The sequence below is a fragment of the Cellulomonas carbonis genome (assembly GCF_014636275.1).
Lineage (GTDB): Bacteria > Actinomycetota > Actinomycetes > Actinomycetales > Cellulomonadaceae > Actinotalea > Actinotalea carbonis.
The window spans coordinates 674,565-688,729 of record NZ_BMEB01000002.1; the positions used below are offsets into that span (position 1 = coordinate 674,565).

At 74.1% G+C, this 14,165-nt stretch carries 12 protein-coding genes; 9 read left to right on the top strand and 3 right to left on the bottom strand.

Annotation, left to right across the window (positions count from 1 at the left end; genetic code table 11):
• Positions 1 to 31: 31 nt before the first annotated feature.
• Together IEV86_RS08285 and IEV86_RS08290 are read left to right on the top strand one after the other, a co-directional pair.
• The gene (locus tag IEV86_RS08285; protein WP_188484621.1) at positions 32 to 1,450 is read left to right on the top strand and encodes an MFS transporter; all 1,419 of its coding nucleotides are present in this window, start codon (positions 32 to 34) and stop codon (positions 1,448 to 1,450) included.
• A gap of 70 nt (positions 1,451 to 1,520) precedes the next feature.
• Positions 1,521 to 3,005: an AAA family ATPase gene (locus tag IEV86_RS08290; RefSeq protein WP_052426043.1), complete on the top strand. Its 1,485-nt coding sequence runs from the start codon at positions 1,521 to 1,523 to the stop codon at positions 3,003 to 3,005.
• 60 nt (positions 3,006 to 3,065) lie between these two features.
• On the opposite strand, the gene IEV86_RS17875 is transcribed toward IEV86_RS08290, so the two are convergent.
• The gene (locus tag IEV86_RS17875) at positions 3,066 to 3,425 is read right to left on the bottom strand and encodes an ATP-binding protein (RefSeq protein WP_052426044.1); all 360 of its coding nucleotides are present in this window, start codon (positions 3,423 to 3,425) and stop codon (positions 3,066 to 3,068) included.
• Between the two features lie 292 nt (positions 3,426 to 3,717).
• On the opposite strand from IEV86_RS17875, the gene IEV86_RS08300 reads away from it, so the two are divergent.
• Positions 3,718 to 4,224, top strand: coding sequence for a dsRBD fold-containing protein (locus IEV86_RS08300; protein WP_043604612.1), 507 nt, complete (start codon positions 3,718 to 3,720; stop codon positions 4,222 to 4,224).
• Positions 4,225 to 4,289: 65 nt separating this feature from the next.
• On the opposite strand, the gene IEV86_RS08305 is transcribed toward IEV86_RS08300, so the two are convergent.
• A complete protein-coding gene (locus IEV86_RS08305) occupies positions 4,290 to 4,940 on the bottom strand; it encodes a DUF2231 domain-containing protein (RefSeq protein WP_152605600.1) in 651 nt (216 codons plus the stop codon).
• A gap of 80 nt (positions 4,941 to 5,020) precedes the next feature.
• On the opposite strand from IEV86_RS08305, the gene IEV86_RS08310 reads away from it, so the two are divergent.
• Positions 5,021 to 5,953, top strand: coding sequence for a 5'-3' exonuclease (locus IEV86_RS08310; protein ID WP_081978607.1), 933 nt, complete (start codon positions 5,021 to 5,023; stop codon positions 5,951 to 5,953).
• A gap of 21 nt (positions 5,954 to 5,974) precedes the next feature.
• Here IEV86_RS08310 and IEV86_RS08315 read toward each other — a convergent pair whose 3' ends face one another.
• Entirely contained in the window at positions 5,975 to 6,505 is a 531-nt protein-coding gene (locus IEV86_RS08315; RefSeq protein ID WP_043604614.1) for a flavodoxin domain-containing protein, read from the bottom strand.
• 331 nt (positions 6,506 to 6,836) lie between these two features.
• Between IEV86_RS08315 and IEV86_RS08320 the strand changes: the two genes are divergently transcribed.
• From IEV86_RS08320 to IEV86_RS08340, 5 genes are all read left to right on the top strand, one after another.
• The gene (locus IEV86_RS08320; RefSeq protein ID WP_043604618.1) at positions 6,837 to 8,147 is read left to right on the top strand and encodes an extracellular solute-binding protein; all 1,311 of its coding nucleotides are present in this window, start codon (positions 6,837 to 6,839) and stop codon (positions 8,145 to 8,147) included.
• A gap of 8 nt (positions 8,148 to 8,155) precedes the next feature.
• The gene (locus IEV86_RS08325) at positions 8,156 to 9,172 is read left to right on the top strand and encodes a carbohydrate ABC transporter permease (RefSeq protein WP_043604620.1); all 1,017 of its coding nucleotides are present in this window, start codon (positions 8,156 to 8,158) and stop codon (positions 9,170 to 9,172) included.
• Positions 9,169 to 10,059, top strand: a complete 891-nt coding sequence (locus IEV86_RS08330; RefSeq protein ID WP_043604623.1) for a carbohydrate ABC transporter permease — start codon at positions 9,169 to 9,171, stop codon at positions 10,057 to 10,059. The genes IEV86_RS08325 and IEV86_RS08330 overlap by 4 nt, the downstream gene beginning before the upstream one ends.
• A 141-nt stretch (positions 10,060 to 10,200) precedes the next feature.
• A complete protein-coding gene (locus IEV86_RS08335; RefSeq protein WP_052426054.1) occupies positions 10,201 to 12,597 on the top strand; it encodes a beta-xylosidase/alpha-l-arabinosidase in 2,397 nt (798 codons plus the stop codon).
• Positions 12,594 to 14,156: a glycoside hydrolase family 43 protein gene (locus tag IEV86_RS08340; RefSeq protein WP_052426045.1), complete on the top strand. Its 1,563-nt coding sequence runs from the start codon at positions 12,594 to 12,596 to the stop codon at positions 14,154 to 14,156. The genes IEV86_RS08335 and IEV86_RS08340 overlap by 4 nt, the downstream gene beginning before the upstream one ends.
• Positions 14,157 to 14,165 lie beyond the last annotated feature (9 nt).

Below are 14,165 nucleotides of genomic sequence, written 5' to 3' on the forward strand. Positions count from 1 at the left end.
CCTCTTGGCATGAGCCTAACGGGAGCCCGAGATGACCGCACCCACCGCCTCCGCCACCGACGCGACCGCCACCACGGCAGCCGTCGAGGCCCTCGGCGCGACCGCCGCCGGGACGCCCGCCGGCGCCCCCGGCAGCGCCGCCGGGACGCCCGCCGGCACCCCCGGCAGCGCCGCCGGCACCCCCGGCAGCGCCGCTGGCGTCCCCGGGCGCGCCGTCGTCGAGCCGCTCGGCAGCCGCTTCCAGCACCTGCTGGCCGCGACGACGTCGTCGAACCTCGCGGACGGCGTGCTCCAGGTCGGCGTGCCGCTGCTCGCGCTGACGCTCACGCGCTCGCCGCTCGAGATCGCGGCGGCGTCGGCGGCGGCGACGCTGCCGTGGCTGCTCCTCTCGCTGCCCGTCGGCGTCGCCGTGGACCGGTTCGACCGCGTGCGGCTGCTCGCCGGGGCGACCGCGCTGCGTGTCGCGACGCTCGTCGGTGCCACGGCGGCGGCCGTCACGGGCGTGCTCTCGATGCCGGTGCTGCTCGCCCTGCTCCTCGTCCTGGGCGTCGCGGAGGTCGTCGCCGACTCCTCGAGCGGCGCGCTCGTGCCCTCGGTGACCCCGCGCTCGCGTCTCAACGCGGCCAACAGCCGCCTGCTCGGCGCCCAGCAGCTCGCCAACGCCTTCCTCGGCGGGCCCGCGGCGGGCCTGCTGCTCGGGCTCGGCACGGGCTGGCTCTTCGGCGTCCCCGCCGGGCTCTGCGCGCTGACGCTCCTCGCCGTGGTGCGCGGGCTGTGGGGCCGGGTCGCGCCGCCCGTGCCGTCGTCGGCCGGGGCCGACGGGACGGGACTGCGCGAGGGGCTCGAGTTCGTCCTCCGTCACCGCGTGGTCCGGCCGCTGCTGCTGACCAGCACCGCGATGAACTTCGCGTCGTCGGCGTACTTCGCGGTCTTCGTGCTCTGGGTCGTCGGCCCGGGGTCCGCAGTCGGGCTGCCCGCGCCGCTCTTCGGCGTGCTGACCGCGATCCTCGCGGTGGGTGCCCTCCTCGGCGCCGTCGTCACCGAGCGCCTCGTGCGGCGGTTCGACGAGGCGCGGCTGATCGGCGCGGCCCTCCTGGTCCAGGCGGTGCTGCTCGTCCTGCCCGTCGTGCTGCCGACCGTCCCCGCGCTCGTCGTCATGGGCTTCTTCATCGGGTTCGCGAACATGGTCGGCAACGTCGTGTCGCGCTCGCTGCGTCAGCGGCTCATCCCGGACCGGCTCCTCGGCCGCGTCGGCGGGGCGTCGACGCTCCTCGCCTACGGGGCGATGCCGCTCGGCGCGCTCACGGGCGGTGCCGTCGGCGGCGCGTTCGGCCTGCCGGCCGTGTTCGTCGGGGCCGCCGCGGTGTCGACCGCGATGGTCGTGTGGACCCTGCTGTCCGTCAACCGGGTGACGATCGAGCAGGCCGAGCGCGAGGCCGCGGACCGCTGACACGGGGGCCGGCGGCGTGCGCGTCCACGGTCCCGCCCCCGACGCCCGGGCGGACGCTAGGGTCGCGGCCGTGACGACCCTGCAGTCGGCGCAGGACCTGGCCGCCCTCCTCGCCGGCCGCGTGCCCCTCGTCGTCGTCGAGACGCGCGACGAGGGGCGCGCGCTCGCCGTCGTCGCCGACTCCGCGCACCGCACCGGCGGCCCCGCGCCCGTGGTGCTGCGCTGGACCGTGACCGACGGGCTCGCGCCGCTCGGCGCACCGCCCGGCAGCGGCCAGCACTTCACGGCCGACGTCGGAGCCGTCCTCAAGCACATCCGCGACAGCACGATGCCCGCGGTCTACGTGCTGCTCGACGTGCACCCGTTCCTCACCGACCCCGTCACCGTGCGCCTGCTCAAGGACGTGTGCCTCAACCCCGCCCGCGTGCCGCGGACGCTCGTCCTGGTGAGCCACCGCGTCGAGCTGCCGCCCGAGGTCGAGCACCTCGCGGCGCGGGTCGAGGTGCTGCCGCCCGACCGCGCCGAGCGTGAGGCGATCGTGGACCGTGCCGCGCACGAGTGGGCGCGGTCAGCGGGCCGCCCGGTCGACGTCGACCCGCACGCGCGCGCGCTGCTCGTGCAGAACCTCGGGGGGCTCTCGGCCGGGGAGGCCGAGCGGCTCGCGCGCGGGGCCGTGCTCGACGGCGCGCTCGCGCACAGCGACCTGCCGACGGTCATGCAGGCGAAGTACGAGCTGCTCGCGCGCGGCGGCGTCCTCACGTACGAGTACGACCTGCCGCCGGTCGAGGACGTCGGCGGCATGGGCCGGCTCGTGCGGTGGCTCCGCATGCGGCGGGCGGCGTTCGACGGCTCGACCGCGCTCGAGCCCCCACGCGGCGTCCTGCTGCTCGGCGTCCAGGGCTGCGGCAAGAGCATGGCCGCCAAGGCCGCGGCCGGTGTGCTCGGCGTCCCGCTGCTGCGGCTCGACCTCGCCGCGGTGCACAACAAGTACGTCGGCGAGTCCGAGCGCATCCTCCGCGAGACGCTCGCGACGGCCGAGGTCCTCGCGCCGTGCGTGCTGTGGGTCGACGAGGTCGAGAAGGCCCTCGCCGACGACGCCGACTCCGGTGCGGGCCGCCGCGTGCTCGGGACGTTCCTCACGTGGCTCGCCGAGCGCCCTGCGCCGGTCTTCGTCGTCGCGACCGCGAACGACGTCTCCGGGCTACCGCCCGAGCTGGTCCGCAAGGGGCGCTTCGACGAGCTCTTCTTCGTGGACCTGCCCGACGACGACGCACGCGGCCACATCCTGCGGGTGCACGCGGCGCGCCGCGGCATCGCGCTCACGGACGCCGACGTCGCAGGCCTCGCGGCCGCGAGCGCCGGGCACAGCGGCGCGGAGCTCGAGCAGGCGGTCGTCTCGGCCCTCTACACCGCGCACGCCGACGGCGCGGCGCCGACCGCGGCGCACGTGTGGTCCGAGCTCGTCGCGACGCGGCCGCTGTCGGTCGTCATGGCCGAGCGCGTCGCGGCGCTCCGGGCGTGGGCGAGCACGCGGACGGTGCCTGCGGCCGACTGAGCGGAGGTCCCGGTCGGGTCGCGTGCTGCCTCAGGCGGCGGTCCGCCGCGCGTGGACGGCTCAGACGAAGGCGACGACGCGCGCGGTGGTGCCCGCCGGGGTCGACCGGAGGTGCACGCGGTCGGCGAGCTGGTTGACCATCCACAGGCCGCGACCGCGGAGCTGGTCGGGACCGGGTGTGCGCAGCCCGGCGAGCGGGTCCGCGATGTGGCCCTCGTCCTCGACCTCGACGACGAAGGCGCCGGCCTCGCCCCAGGCGCGCACCGAGCCCGACCCGCCCCCGTGGTCCACCGAGTTGGCCGCGAGCTCGCTGACCGCGAGGACGATGTCGTCCGTGCGGTCCTCCGTGAGGCCGACGTCGCGCGCCGCGCGCCGGACCCAGTGCCGGACCGACGACAGGTCGCCGCGACGGAAGGTCATCGACCCGGCGCGTCGGGCCCCCGTCCTGCGGGGCTGTGCGCCCGTCCGGGTGTGCTGTGCCTGAGGTGCTCGAGGTGCTCCAGCTGCTGCTGCGGTGCTCACGGTCCTCCCTCCGCTGCTCGCGCCGGCACCTCGTCGTCCCGCCGTCCTGTCCCGACCGAGGGTAGGAGGGCTCGACCAAGATCGCAGCCGGGGCCCCCGGACCGGGACCTCCGAACCCTCCCGGGGGACCGCCCGGGAGAGCATCATGGAGGGATCCCCACCGCAGGCCGAGGCACGGAGGAGGACGACGATGAAGGCATCAGTGGGCGACCGCTACGTCCAGGCGTCGAGCGTCGTGGACGGGCCGGTGCGCGACGGCGAGGTCGTCGAGCTGCGGCACCCCGACGGCTCGCCGCCGTACGTCATCCGGTGGTCGGACACGGGGGAGCGCACGCTCGTCTTCCCGGGCCCCGACGCGCACGTCGAGCACGCGGGCGGGCCCGCGACGGGGGTGGCCGGCGGCGGGGACGACGAGGGCGGGACCCGTCCGGCCGGACCGGCCGTGACGTGGCGGGTCCAGGTGACCGTGTCGCACGACGGGCGGGACACGGTCGCGCAGGCGGTGCTCTCGGGGGCCCCCGAGCGGGTCGACTCGGTCGGCCGCTCGCGTCGGGACCCGCACGACCCGTCGCTGCCGCGCATCGGCGAGGAGGTCGCGGTCGCCCGCGCGCTGCGGCATCTCGCGGACCGACTCGTCGACGCCGCCGAGGACGACATCGAGCAGAGCACGGGTCGCCCGGCGCACGTGCACTCCTGACGACGACCGCGCCTGACCGGCGCGCGCTCCCGACGTGGCGGCGCGACGGCGCGCGTCGCCACGTGTCAGACGGTGAGCTCCTCGCCCGTCCGGTCGGCGCCGGCCGCGGGGAGCGAGTCGGCGAACGCCTCGTCCCGCGCGTTCACGTTGCGCGCGAGCGACAGGTGCGCGCCGAGGAACCCGCTCGCGCCCGCCGCCGCGCCGCCCAGCATGCCGAGCGTGACGCCACGCGCGTGGTGGCCCCGCCCGCGCGCGATCCACGACGCGCCGAAGAGCAGGAGGCCCACCGTGTTGCCCGCGGCGTGGACGACGCCGACGCGGCTGTTGCGCTGCGACGTGTGGCTCCAGTCCGCCAGGCCCGTCACCGCGGTCGGCACCGCGGCGAGGATCCCGAGGCCGATGAGGCGCCGCGCCGCGGGCCGCGCGGACCGGCCGCCGACGACGTCGAGCGCGAGCGCCGACACCCACGTGCCGATCGGGACGTCCGTGAGCAGCGGGTGCAGCGAGTGCCCCATCTGCCGGCCGAGCAGGACCGCGCGGCGAGCCGGGTCCGACACGAGGGACCGGGCGAGCGGGCGCAGCGCGTCGACGACGGGGTCGAGGCGCTCCTCGTCCTCGAGGCGCAGCGCGAGCCCGACGAGCGGCGGTGCGTCGGTGCGGCCCGTCGTCGAGTCGGGGTCCGGGTCGAGGTGGCGGGGTCCGTCGGGCGTCGTCATCGCAGCCTCCAGGCGTGGTCGGGGACGCTGTCGAGTCTGGCCCTCGCGCGGTCGACCCGCGCGGCGAGAGGATGCGGCCCATGAGTCCGCGTCCCCTCCTGCTCCTGGACACCGCGTCGCTGTACTTCCGGGCCTTCTTCGGCGTGCCCGACTCGGTGCGGGCCCCGGACGGGACCCCCGTCAACGCGGTCCGCGGGCTGCTCGACATGACGGCGCGGCTCGTCACGGCACGCCGCCCGGTGGGTCTGGTCGCCTGCTGGGACGACGACTGGCGGCCCGCCTTCCGCGTCGAGGCCATCCCCAGCTACAAGGCGCACCGCGTCGCGACGGGCGACGCCGAGGAGGTGCCGGACGCGCTCAGCGCCCAGATCCCCGTCATCGTCGAGGTGCTCGAGGCGTTCGGCATCGCGCGCGTGGGCGCGCCCGGGTACGAGGCGGACGACGTCATCGGGACGCTGACCGAGCGCGAGACGGCCCGGCCCGCGGGCGAGCGGCGTCCCGTCGAGGTCGTCACGGGCGACAGGGACCTGTTCCAGCTCGTCGACGACGGCGCACCGGTGCGCGTCCTCTACACCGCGCGCGGGATCTCGGACCTCGACGTCGTCGACCAGGCGCGCCTCGCCGAGCGGTACGACGTGCCCACGGGCGCGGCCTACGCCGACATGGCGACGCTGCGCGGCGACAGCAGCGACGGCCTGCCGGGCGTCGCGGGGATCGGCGAGAAGACCGCGGCGCAGCTCCTGCACCGGTACGGCTCGCTCGAGGGGCTGCTGACGGCACTCGAGGCCGGCGACCCCGCGCTGACGCCCGCGCAGCGGCGTCGTCTCACGGAGGGGCTGCCCTACCTCGCCGTCGCGCCGGCCGTCGTGCGGGTCGCGCGCGACGCCCCGGTCGCGGACGCTGACGACGCGCTCCCGTCGAGCCCCGCCGACCCTGAGCGCCTGGTCGCGCTCGCGGAGCGCTGGGGTCTCACGTCGAGCGTGACGCGGCTGGTCGACGCCCTCGGCCGCTGACGGTCGACCGGGAGGTCGAGCTCAGGGGAGCGCGGTCGCGACCGCGAGGCCCTTGCCCCAGGAGCGCGCCTCGTCGAGCTCGCCGTCCACGAGCCCCTCGGTCTTGCCGAGCACCTTGAACGAGTGCGGGGGCGTCACGGGCCGTCCGCCGAGCGCGCGGAGGCGCTTCGCGGCGGCCTTCGCCGCGGAGCCGGGCAGCATCGGCTTGGCGACCTTGGTGTCGAACGCCGCGACGGGGAGCCGCTCGGGCAGGTGCAGCCCGTCGAGCCACTCGCGCACGCCCGGGCCGGTCGAGACCACGCCCGCCTCGGTCGCGTCGCGCGCGGCGTCGGCACGCGTCGACTCGCGGCTCATGCCGAACGCGTGCGTCGGGCCCCCGACGACGAGGAGCGTGACGTCGTCGGGCAGCGCGCCGTGCTCGGGGCCGCTCGTGAGCGCGCCGACCTCGACCACCCGGACCGGGACACGTCCCTCGCGGAGCCCCTCGCCCACCGCCTCGGCCACGGCTCGGGTGCTTCCGTACATCGACTCGTAGACGACGAGAGCGGTCATGTCCCCATGCCACTGCGCCGGTCGGGGCACCTGCCAGGGTCGGAGGTCCTGGACGTACCGTGGGGGCGACGGACCGCGTGACCTGCGCCACAGGAGCGCCGTGACCCAGGTCACCCAGATCGCGACGAAAACGTTATCGATACCGTTTGACAATTAGTTCAACGGGTTGGCATTGTCGATCCCGCCACGAGTCGACGACGACGAGGAGAACCGATGACGACCAGGTCGACGGGCCACGTCCGACGGCGGGCGTGACGGCAGCACGCGTCCTCGGATCCCCCCGCGAGGGCGACCCCATCAGTCTGTGCAGCTCAACGAAGAGGACAGAACCATGAAGGCAAGGAAGTTCCTGGCGGTCTCGGCCGCCGCGGTCATGAGCGTCGCGGGTCTCGCCGCGTGCGGTGGCGGCGACACCGGCAGCGGCAGCGGCAGCGGCAGCGGCGGCGAGGGTGGCGGCGACGTCGAGCTCACGTTCTGGCACAACTCCACGACCGGCCCCGGCAAGGAGTACTGGGACGAGACCGCGGCGATGTTCGAGGAGGAGACCGGCGTCAAGGTCAACATCCAGTCCATCCAGAACGAGGACATGGACGGCAAGCTCCAGACGGCGCTCAACTCGGGCGACGCGCCCGACGTCTTCATGGCGCGTGGCGGCGGCAAGCTCGCCGACATCGTCGAGGCGGGCCAGGCGCTCGACCTCACCGACCTGATCGACGAGGACGTCGAGGCGGCCGTCGGCGGCACGCTCAGCGCCTTCAGCGTCGACGGCAAGGTCTACGGCATGCCGACCTCGGTCCTGCCCGGCGGCATCTACTACAACAAGACGATGTTCGAGGAGGCCGGGATCGAGGGCACGCCCACGACCATCGGCGAGCTCGAGGACGCGGTCGAGAAGCTCAAGGGCATCGGGGTCGACCCCATCGCGCTCGGTGGCAAGGCCGCCTGGCCCGCAGCCCACTGGTACTACTTCTTCGCGCTGCGCACCTGCTCGCAGGAGGCCATCGAGGCCGACGCGGCCGCCGTGGAGTTCCAGGACGAGTGCTGGACCGAGGCCGCTCAGGAGCTGCAGGACTTCGCGTCCGTCGAGCCGTTCAACCCCGGCTTCCTCACCACCGACGCCCAGGGCAGCGCGGCCTCGTCGGCCGGCATGCTCGCCAACGACCAGGCCGCCATGGAGCTCATGGGTGCCTGGAACCCGGGCGTCATCGCCGACCTCACGCCGGACAAGCAGCCGAAGGCGGACCTGGGCTGGTTCCCGTTCCCCGAGGTCGAGGGTGGCGACGGTGACCCCAGCGCCATGATGGGCGGCGTCGACGGCTACGCGTGCTCGTCGCAGGCGCCCGCCGAGGAGTGCGCGGCGTTCCTCAACTTCTTCATGTCGCAGGAGCGCCAGGAGGCCTACGCCAACGCGTTCGTCACGCTCCCCGCGAGCCAGGAGGCCCAGGGCGTCGTGACCGACCCGGCGCTGCTCGACGTCCTCGCGGCGTACAACGACGCGGCGTACGTCCAGGTGTGGCTCGACACGCAGTTCGGCCAGAACGTCGGCAACGCGCTCAACGCCGGTGTCGTCGAGATGCTCGCCGGCAACGGCACCCCTGAGGGCATCGTCCAGGCCGTGAACGACGCGGCGGCCAAGGAGTAGTCGGACCCATGAGTGACTCCCTGGGCGAGAACACGCTCACGACGACGTCGCCCGAGGGTCCCTCCCGGGCCGGGGGCGGTGCCAGCACGGCGCCGTCCCCGGCCCGCCGGCCGCGTCGAGCGGACTGGCGCAAGCGCGGCGAGATCGCGCTCCTCTCGGGCCCCGCCGTCGTCATGTTCCTGGCGTTCGTGATCTTCCCCGTGATCATGGCGGCCTACTACGGGTTCTACCGGTGGAAGGGCTTCGGCCCGCCGACCGAGTTCATCGGGCTCGAGAACTACCTCACGATCTTCCGGGACGACACGTTCCACGACGCGCTGCTGCACAACGGCTTCATCGTCGTGATGTCCCTGGTCCTGCAGGGACCCGCGGCGATCGCGCTCGCGCTCCTGCTCAACCAGCGGATGCGCGGACGGTCCCTCGTGCGGGTGCTCATCTTCGTCCCGTACGTCATCTCCGAGGTGATCGTCGGGACGGGCTGGAGCCTCATGCTCCGCACCACGGGCGCGTTCAACGACATCCTCGAGCGGATCGGCCTCGGGGCGTTCACGCTCGACTGGCTCGCCAACCCGGACGTGGCCATCTGGTCGCTGATGATGATCATCACCTGGAAGTACATCGGGTTCGCGGTGATCCTCTTCCTCGCCGGACTGCAGAGCATCCCCGAGGAGCTCTTCGAGGCGGCCGCGATCGACGGCGCGTCCTACTGGCAGATCCAGCGCCGCATCACGCTGCCGCTGCTCGGCCCGACCATCCGGATCTGGGCGTTCCTGTCGATCATCGGGTCGCTCCAGCTCTTCGACCTCGTCTACATCATCTGGGGCCAGTACGTGGCCGCGACCGCGGGCACGTCGACCATGGCGACCTACATGGTCGTCAACGGTCGCAACGCGGGGAACTACGGCTTCGGCAACGCCGTCGCGGTCGTCCTGTTCCTCATCTCGCTGGCCATCGCCCTCGTCTACCAGCGCTACGTGCTGCGTCGTGACACCGAGGGCGCGCTCACGGAAGGGAAGAAGCGATGAGCGCGAGCGCCGTCTCCGCACCGCCGCTGCCGGCGCAGCGACGCACCCGTCGCCGCCGCGAGTCGGGGCGCCTCGGCCGCAGCGGCCCGATGACGTACCTGATCGCCTTCTTCTTCGTCGGCATCTGCATCGGGCCGGTCGCCTACATCGTCATCGGCGGCTTCCGGAGCAACTCGCAGATCATCACGAGCCCGGCGGGGTTCCCGGACCCCTGGGAGGTCGGGAACTACCTCGGCGTCCTGCAGAGCGAGATCTTCTGGCGGCAGATGGCCAACTCGGCGATCAGCGCGATCGCCACGACCATCGGCGTCGTCGTGCTGGGCGTCATGGCCAGCTACGTGCTCGCCCGCTACGACTTCCGGGGCCGGACGGCGCTGTACTCGCTGTTCGCGGCGGGGCTCATGTTCCCGATGACCGTCGCGATCACGCCGCTGTACATCCTGGTGCGCGAGCTCGGCCTGATGAACAGCCTCGCGGGGATCATCCTCCCGCAGATCGCGTTCGCGCTGCCGACGACGATCATCATCCTCGTGCCGTTCCTGCGGGCGATCCCCAAGGAGCTCGAGGAGGCGGCGTCGATCGACGGCGCGAGCCGGCTGGGGTTCTTCTTCAGGATGGTCGTGCCGCTGTCGCTCCCGGGCGTCATCACCACGGGCATCCTCGCGTTCATCGCGAGCTGGAACAGCTACATGCTCCCGCTGTTCATCCTCAACAACGAGACGCAGTACACGCTGCCGCTCGGGGTGCAGGCGTTCGCGGCGCAGTACTCGGTCGACACGGCCCGCGTGCTCGCGTTCACGTCGCTGTCCATGATCCCGGCGCTGATCTTCTTCTCGCTCTTCGAGCGGCGCATCGTCGGTGGCCTCACCGGCGCCGTCAAGGGCTGACCCGGCTCCCCGGGCGGTGCCGCGCCGCGAGCCGGCACCGCCCGGGTGACCACCCCGCACGACCCCACGACCCTCGACCGACCGCGCCCGCGGGACCGGTCCGTGTACCGAAAGAAGGACCCCGTGTCCGAGATCCCCGCCATGCCGCACGTGTCGGAGCGCGTCCGCGCGCTCCACGCGCGGATGACGCTCGAGGAGAAGGTCGCCCAGCTCGTGGGCTACTGGCTCGACCAGAACGGCACCGTGGCGCCCATGCAGTCCGAGATGGCGGCGGGCCAGAAGGACTCCGGCCAGCTCGCCGAGATCACGCGCCACGGCATCGGGCACTACACGCGCGTGTACGGCACGCGTCCGGTCGACCCGGCCGAGCGCGCGGCGTGGCTGTGGTCCGAGCAGCGGCGCCTCAAGCGCGAGACGCGGCTCGGGATCCCCGCCGTCGTGCACGAGGAGTGCCTCACGGGCCTGGCCGCGTGGAAGGCCGCGACCTACCCGACGCCGCTGGCGTGGGGCGCGTCGTTCGACCCCGACCTCGTCGAGGAGGCGGGCCGGGCGATCGGCGAGTCGATGCGCGAGCTCGGCATCCACCAGGGCCTGGCGCCCGTCCTCGACGTCGTCCGCGACCCGCGCTGGGGGCGGGTCGACGAGTGCATCGGCGAGGACCCGTACCTCGTGGGGACCGTCGCGACGGGCTACGTCCGCGGTCTGCAGGCGGGCGGCGTGCACGCGACGCTCAAGCACTTCGTCGGCTACTCGGCCTCGAAGGCGGGGCGCAACCACGCCCCCGTCAGCGCGGGTCCGCGCGAGGTCGCCGACGTGCTCCTGCCGCCGTTCGAGATGGCCGTGCGCGACGGCGGGGCCCGCTCCGTGATGAACGCGTACACCGACCTCGACGGCGTGCCGATCGCCGCCGACCCGACCTACCTCACGGACGTGCTGCGCGAGCGGTGGGGCTTCGACGGCGTCGTGGTCGCCGACTACTTCGCGGTCGCGTTCCTCGAGGTCATGCACCACGTCGCCGCAGACCGCGGCGAGGCCGCGGCGCTCGCCCTCGAGGCGGGCATCGACGTCGAGCTGCCCACGGGCGACGCGTACCTCGAGCCCCTGCTCGCCGCCGTGCGTGACGGTCGCCTCGACGAGGCGTTCGTCGACCGCGCGGTCCTGCGTGCGCTCGCGCAGAAGGAGGAGCTCGGCCTGCTCGACGACGACGCGTTCGAGGACGAGCCGCCGACGTCGGTCGACCTCGACTCGCCGCGGCACAAGGAGCTCGCGCGACGGCTCGCGGAGGAGTCCGTCGTCCTGCTCGCGAACGACGGCGTGCTGCCGCTCGCGGCCATGCCGACGGCGCCCGCGCGCGTCGCGGTGATCGGCCCGAACGCGCACCGGCCCGAGGCGCTGATGGGCTGCTACTCGTTCGCCAACCACGTGCTCGCGCACCACCCGGGCGTCGAGATCGGGTTCGAGATCCCGAGCGTGCTCGAGGCGCTGCCGGCAGCGTTCGCACGTGCCGGGATGGCCGAGCCCGAGCTGCTCACGGCGATCGGCTGCGAGGTCGAGGGCGAGGACGCGTCGCGCATCGGCGACGCGGTGCGGGTCGCGCAGGACGCCGACGTCGCGGTCGTCGTCGTCGGCGACCAGGCCGGGCTGTTCGGGCGCGGGACGGTCGGCGAGGGCAACGACGTCGAGTCCCTCGAGCTGCCCGGCGTCCAGCGGCGCCTCGTCGAGGAGGTCGTCGCGACGGGCACGCCCGTGGTGCTCGTGCTCCTCACGGGCCGCCCTTATGTGATCGACTGGGCGCTCGACGGCGAGGGCCCGCGCCCGGCCGCCGTCGTGCAGGCCTTCTTCCCGGGTGAGGGCGGCGGGCACGCCGTCGCCGACGTCGTGACCGGTGCGGTGAACCCGTCGGGTCGCCTGCCCGTGTCGCTCCCGCGCTCGACCGGCGCGCAGCCGTACTCCTACCTGCACGCGGTGCTCGGCGGGCCGTCCGACGTGACGTCGGCCGACTCCACGCCCGTGCGCCCGTTCGGGTTCGGACTGTCCTACACGTCCTTCGCGTACTCGGACCTGCACGTGGACGACTCCGTCGTCGCGGGCGGCACCCTGACGGCGACCGTCACGGTGACCAACACGGGCGAGCGCGCGGGCGTCGACGTCGTGCAGCTCTACGGGCGCGACGTGCGCGGCTCGGTCGTCCGTCCGGTCGTGCAGCTGCTCGGCTACGCGCGCGTGGGTCTCGCGGCGGGTGAGTCGCGCCGCGTGACGTTCACGGTCCCGACGACGCGCTTCGCGTTCTCCGACCGGCGCCTCGTGCGGGTCGTGGAGCCGGGTGACGTCGAGGTGTGGGTCGGCTCGCACGCCGCGGCGTCGTCGGCGCGCACCGGCACGGCGGGCATGACGGGCGGGGCGATCCCCGACGCGCGCGGCGGTCGCGTCCGCACCGTGCCGGGTGCCGCGACCGAGCGCGCCGTCGTCGCGGTCACGGGCGACGTGCACGAGGTCACCGGGGCCGACCCCCGCTGGGTCGAGGTCAAGGTCCTGTGAGGGTCGCGAACCCGGTCCTGCCGGGCTGCTACCCCGACCCCTCGATCTGCCGCGTGGGGGAGTGGTTCTACCTCGTCACGTCGACGTTCGAGTACGTGCCCGGGCTGCCCGTGCACCGCTCGAGCGACCTCGTCTCGTGGGAGCACGTCGGCCACGTGGTCGACCGCGCCGGACAGCTCGACTACGACGGCATCCGGTCCTCCGGCGGGCTGTACGCCCCGACGATCCGGCACCACGACGGGACGTTCTACGTCGTGTGCACGCTCGTCGACCAGCAGGACGACACGCGTGGCGGCAACTTCCTCATGACCGCGACGGACCCGGCCGGGCCGTGGTCCGACCCCGTCTGGCTGGACGCGGGCGGGATCGACCCGTCCATCTTCTTCGACGACGACGGGCGCGTCTGGATGCACGGCACGCGCCTGGCCGCCGACCCCGAGTGGTACCACCAGACCGAGGTCTGGGTCCGCGAGTACGACCCCGTCGCGCAGCGGCTCGTCGGCGACGAGCACGTCGTCTGGACCGGGGCGGTGCGCGGTGCGGTCTGGGCCGAGGGCCCCCACCTGTACAAGGTCGACGGCCGCTACTACCTGCTCGCGGCCGAGGGCGGCACCGAGATCCACCACGCGATCTCGGTCGCGCGCGCGGACGCCGTGACCGGTCCGTACGAGGGCAACAAGGCGAACCCGATCCTCACGCACCGCCACCTCGGCCCCGGCCAGGACGTCGTCGGCGTGGGGCACGCGGACCTCGTCGAGGCGCCCGACGGCAGCTGGTGGGCCGTCTGCCTCGCGATGCGGCCCTACGGCGGCTACCACTACGACCTCGGCCGCGAGACGTTCCTCATGCCGGTCATCTGGCACGACGGCTGGCCCGTGCTCGCGCCCGGCCTCGGTCGCCTGCCGGCCGAGGTCGACGTCCCGTTCGCCGAGGCCTGGACGCCGGGTGTCACGCAGGGCACGACGTCGGGCGCGGTCCGCCCCGACGACCCGCGCTGGACGTCGCTGCGGCGCCCGTGGGTCGAGTTCGCGAAGCCCGACGGCGACGGGTGGCGGCTGACCGTGCGCCCGACGACGCTCACCGAGCCGGGCACGCCCGCCTTCCTCGGCGTCCGGCAGCAGCACCAGGACGTCGACGTGCGCACCGCGGTCCGGCCCGTGGCCGGCCCGCTCGCCGAGGGCGAGGAGGTCGGCGTCGTCGTCCGGCAGTCCGAGGACGACCACGCGCGGCTCGCCGTCGTGGGCGGTGCGGACGGCTCGCGCCGCGTCGTCGCGGTGCACCGCAGCGGCGGGGTCGAGACGGTCCTCGCCGAGCGCGCGCTGCCCGCCGGCGACGGGGCCGTCGTGCTCGGTGTCTCGGCGCGTGGCCAGGACTTCGCGCTCGTCGCCGGTGTCCGCGACGAGGAGCCGGAGACGGTCGCCGTCGTCGACGGGCGCACGCTCGACAGCGTCGCGACGGGCGGGTTCCTCGGGCTGTGGCTCGGCGTCTACGCGACGAGCAACGGGAGCCCGACGCAGACCGAGGTCGTCGTCGAGCGGTTCGAGTACCTGCCGGTCTGACGGCACGGC